4 protein-coding genes are annotated in these 4,283 nt (G+C 44.8%); 2 read left to right on the forward strand and 2 right to left on the reverse strand.

The window, feature by feature from the left end; genetic code table 11:
- Positions 1–349: 349 nt before the first annotated feature.
- On the reverse strand, positions 350–1,930 hold the full coding sequence (serA, locus tag F6K20_RS26515) for a phosphoglycerate dehydrogenase (protein WP_287296625.1): 1,581 nt from the start codon (positions 1,928–1,930) through the stop codon (positions 350–352).
- Positions 1,931–2,291: 361 nt separating this feature from the next.
- On the opposite strand from serA, the gene F6K20_RS26520 reads away from it, so the two are divergent.
- Both F6K20_RS26520 and F6K20_RS26525 read left to right on the forward strand, forming a co-directional pair.
- Positions 2,292–2,807, forward strand: coding sequence for a hypothetical protein (locus tag F6K20_RS26520; RefSeq protein WP_008184537.1), 516 nt, complete (start codon positions 2,292–2,294; stop codon positions 2,805–2,807).
- 422 nt (positions 2,808–3,229) lie between these two features.
- Positions 3,230–4,009 (forward strand): photosystem II electron transport protein, Sll1252 family, encoded by a 780-nt coding sequence (locus tag F6K20_RS26525; RefSeq protein ID WP_287251568.1) that lies wholly within the window; start codon positions 3,230–3,232, stop codon positions 4,007–4,009.
- Between the two features lie 14 nt (positions 4,010–4,023).
- Here the strand turns inward: F6K20_RS26525 and F6K20_RS26530 are convergent.
- Positions 4,024–4,283: hypothetical protein (locus tag F6K20_RS26530; RefSeq protein WP_287296627.1), on the reverse strand; the 260-nt coding region annotated here is incomplete at its 5' end.

Here is a 4,283-nt window from a genome sequence, read left to right on the forward strand (position 1 = left end):
TTTGCTTTACTGGTTTTCGGTATCTATTAGGATCCATACGTTTTTAATGAGGTTTTTCGCGCCTCAGGTTCTAACATCGCTTTACGTCGTGGAGTTATGACAGTACCGACGAATCCTGTCTGTGTTAGGCCACTGTTTGATAATAACAGATTATTTGAAAGCAGTCCTAGAAGGACGGGGCTTGAAACCCATCTTTTTGGTCAAGAGTGCTGAGTTGAAGAGTGGGGAGTTAGGAGGGGGAGATACGCGCTCCTTGGTTAAGGATCAAGATTTTTTGTACCTATAACCTTTTCCCCATATTCAGCACTCAGCACTCAGCACTCAATACTGAACGTATTCAGTACTTAACTTATAAAGTTACCGTGTGAGCATCCCTGATCCCTGGCACCTTTATAATCTCTGTCAAAACTCCCTCAGGTAAGGGGTCATCTAGACTAAGCACCATAACTGCATCACCCCGCACAATTTTGCGACCCACCTGCATACTGGCAATATTGACATTAAAACTACCGAGCAGAGAGCCAATTTTACCAATAATTCCCGGCATATCCCGGTGTACGGTAAACAGCATATAGTGAGTGGGAGGAACATTAATCGGGAATTCGTCGATACTGGTAATGTGGATTTCCCCATCATTCAACAGAGCACCCGTTACAGAATGTTTTCCCATGGACCCGGTAGCTGATAGATGTAGGGATCCAGAATAGTCTCGCATCGAAGCATCCCTGGTTTCAATTACCCGAATACCCCGCTCTTTTGCCTCAATGGATGCATTGACATAGTTTACCCGCTCTCGCAGTGCCTGGGAAAGTAAGCCTTTCAGGGCAGCAACCACTAAGGGCTGGCTTTCGTTGGTAGCTAACTCTCCCTGTAATCGGACATCAAGTAATTCAATGCGTCCCCCCGCCAGTTGAGCAACTAGGTTACCCAGAGTTTCTGCCAACTCCATGTATGGTCTGAGTTTTTCAATCACATTGGGTGACAATCCAGGAATATTAACTGCTGAACGGGCCGGTAAGCCTAAGAGGACATCCCGAATTTGTTCGGCTACATCAACAGCAACATTAACTTGGGCTTCTGCGGTAGATGCCCCTAGGTGGGGGGTCAAAACTATTTCTTTCCCCAATTCACGCAAGGGAGATTCTCCTAGTGGTTCTGATTCATAAACATCCAATGCTGCACCAGCAATCTGACCCTCTTTTAGTGCCTTAGCCAGGGCTTCTTCATCAATAATGCCTCCTCTGGAACAGTTGATAATTCGGGCAGTCGGCTTCATCTTAGCAATGGCTTCGTCATTAATTAGATGAGTGGTGTCTGGAGTTTTGGGGATATGCAGTGTGATGTAATCAGACTCCCGCAACAGCAAATCCATCTCGACTAAACGACAGCCTAGCTGTTCCGCCCGTTCCACGGAAATGAAGGGATCATAGGCCAGCAACTTCATTCCCATTGCTCGGGCTACGGTTGCCACATGGGAGCCAATTTTACCCAAGCCAACTACACCAAGGTTTTTTTTGTAAACTTCTGTGCCAATAAAAAGCTTACGCTGCCACTTATTGCTTTTAACTGACTGATTAGCATCGGAGATATGGCGAGATAGAGCTAGCATCATGGCCAGGGCATGTTCGGCTGCGGCTATAGTATTTCCTTCCGGAGAGTTAACCACTACAATCCCATGACGAGTTGCTGCTGGAATATCGACATTGTCAACCCCAACACCAGCACGACCAATGATCTTGAGTTGCTTGCCCGCCTCAATTACCTCTTGGGTAACGCGGGTGCCAGAGCGAATCATCAGAGCATCATAGTCTGGGATAATTGTCAATAGTTCTTCCGGTGATACATTCGGATTGAAATTAACCTCAGCAACTTGGGAAAGGATATCAATCCCAGCTTGATCAATTGAGTCAGAAACAAGAACCTTAGACATGACCAGGAGATAGGTTAATGGGCTATACACACGGTGCTGGAGCTATTCGATGAGAAACTAAGATCAACCCCAAGAGTACTAGAGATGAATCATCATCCAATAGCACTTAACTACAAGGAAATGTAGTTGAACAGGTCGATTTGTTCACATTCAGTAGCTCTGACCGCAGTATGCTATCTTAACTGCAAAGGTATCCCTGGATAGCTAGTGATCTAAAAGATTTTAAGTTTCCCCCATCTTTGATGGAAAATTTCTCAAAACTCTCACTGTTGAAAACCCCTGTGCTTGAGGCGGGGGATCAAAACGAGCTCAAGGAAGAGTTCAAGTCAAGTTCATATCTAGATAATCAGCACAACTGGCGATGAAATATGTGATTGCTGTATTCCCCAACCGCATTAAGGCAGAAGAAGCTTATACTGCTTTGGAAAAAGAAGAGTTACCTATGGATCGAGTAAGTATCTTGGGTAGAGGATATAAGAGTGCTGATGAGTTTGGATTCATTGACCCCAAACAACAGGGAATCAAGGGAGCCCGACGCATGGCATATTGGTTGATTCCCTTTGGATTTGCGGCGGGTTATCTGTTCAATGTGCTAACTGAAATAAAACTGTTTGGCTTCTCTAGTGAAATTGGTAACCATCTCCTGGGAGGGGTATTTGGTGCGATCGCAGCAGCAATGGGTAGCGTTTTCGTTGGAGGTGGGGTTGGGTTGAGTGTTGGTAGTGGTGATGCACTGCCTTATCGGAACCGTCTGAATCAGGGGAAATACTTAATTGTGGTTCAGGGATCCGAGAGTTTGACGGAGCTAGGGACTAAAATTCTGGGTCAGTTTCAGCCGGAGACTATTCAAAGGTATGAGTTCCTGGAGAGTAATTAAGGGTTGCGCAATTATTTTTGTGGTAAAAATCCCAAAGGCGCAAAGAGTGGTAAGTAACTAACCATAAATGTAAATAAAAATCAATAAAATTTAAGAAAGATAACTTTTATATTTAGTAATGGGTAATAGATGCTATAGGAAACTAATTACCTATTGCTAAATCGTAAGCATTCAGCTGTCAGCGGTCAGCCGTCAGCTTATTTTATTCAAAAGCTGTTCAGTGTAGCGTGGGTGGAACAGGCTTCTAGCCTGTGACTTAGCGCATTAGCTGATAGCACCTCAAGTAGCGTGTGCGTAGCACATAAGCTGATAGCTGATACGCGACACGCTGATAGCTGATAGCTTACGCTAAATCCTAATTACAATTTGAGGAAATAATTATTTAAAATTTGGAATCAAACGTCTTTAACAAGTTATTATAAATGCTACCTAGAGAAGAACTTTTAAAAAGTGTAGAGAATCGAGAGGATGTGGCTCGTGTGATTGACCAAGCTGATCAAGCAATTAAGACTTGGGAGGTGGTATTGACTGATTTTCTATCACCGCCAGTTTTGGTAGAGGTTGCTCAGCAGTTTCAACGGTTGACAGAGGTGCAATTACTGGCTTGGGGGGGATATCCTCAAGCGGAACGACAACGGTTAGGGATTGCCCGTGAGGAATTGCCTCTGGATCAATCTCAGGTAGAGGTGGTCGGTTTGGATATTGCTGGGAATTTTTTGTTTGATACGGCAACTCACCGGGATTTCTTGGGCGCAATTCTGGGAACTGGATTGGTGCGAGAGAAGATTGGGGACATTATTGTCTTGGGAGAGCGAGGTGCTCAGGTGATTGTCGTACCAGAATTGGTAGAGTTTCTGGAGCTGAATTTAAATCAGGTTCGTTCGGTACCTGTCAAAACTCAACGGATTGATTTGAGTGAACTCAAAGTTAAGGAACCGAAAAAGAAACTCAGAACAACAACAGAAGCTTCCATGCGTCTAGATGCGATCGCATCGGCTGGGTTTGGTATGTCCCGCAGCAAGATGGTGGATTTCATTACCACTGGGGATGTGCGGGTTAACTGGAAAGAGGTCAAACAATCTAGCTATACAGTCAAATCTGGAGATTTGATTGCCATTCGTGGTAAAGGACGCTTGGAGGTTGGGGATGTCTCTATTACTAAAAAACAACGATATCGAGTTGAATTAACGCGATACATCTGAAACAGGCTGGGGCTTCAACATTCGCTGTGTTCAATGTGTTCAATCCCCTTTGTATAAGATAAATTGAGAAAGGTACATATAAAAAGTCTATAGGCTGTCAACACCCCATACCCTGACTGGGAGTAAAGACCCCAGCTGGTTTTTCCTACCCCGTCGCCCATAGGTGTGGTTTCCACGCTCCCGTGAAGTTTTAGCTTCCGGCAAAAGAAGCCCCACATCTGCGACGCTTGGCCTTTGGCCACGCTAAGGGAACGCGCTTGAGTGTGGGATGAAT

This window comes from Moorena sp. SIO2C4 (assembly GCF_010672485.1).
Taxonomy (GTDB): Bacteria; Cyanobacteriota; Cyanobacteriia; order Cyanobacteriales; family Coleofasciculaceae; genus Moorena; species Moorena producens.

Coding starts and splice junctions, on each gene's coding strand:
- serA (WP_287296625.1), bottom strand. CDS start 1,930: ATGTCTAAGGTTCTTGTTTCTGACTCAATTGATCAAGCTGGGATTGAT.
- F6K20_RS26520 (WP_008184537.1), top strand. CDS start 2,292: ATGAAATATGTGATTGCTGTATTCCCCAACCGCATTAAGGCAGAAGAA.
- F6K20_RS26525 (WP_287251568.1), top strand. CDS start 3,230: ATGCTACCTAGAGAAGAACTTTTAAAAAGTGTAGAGAATCGAGAGGAT.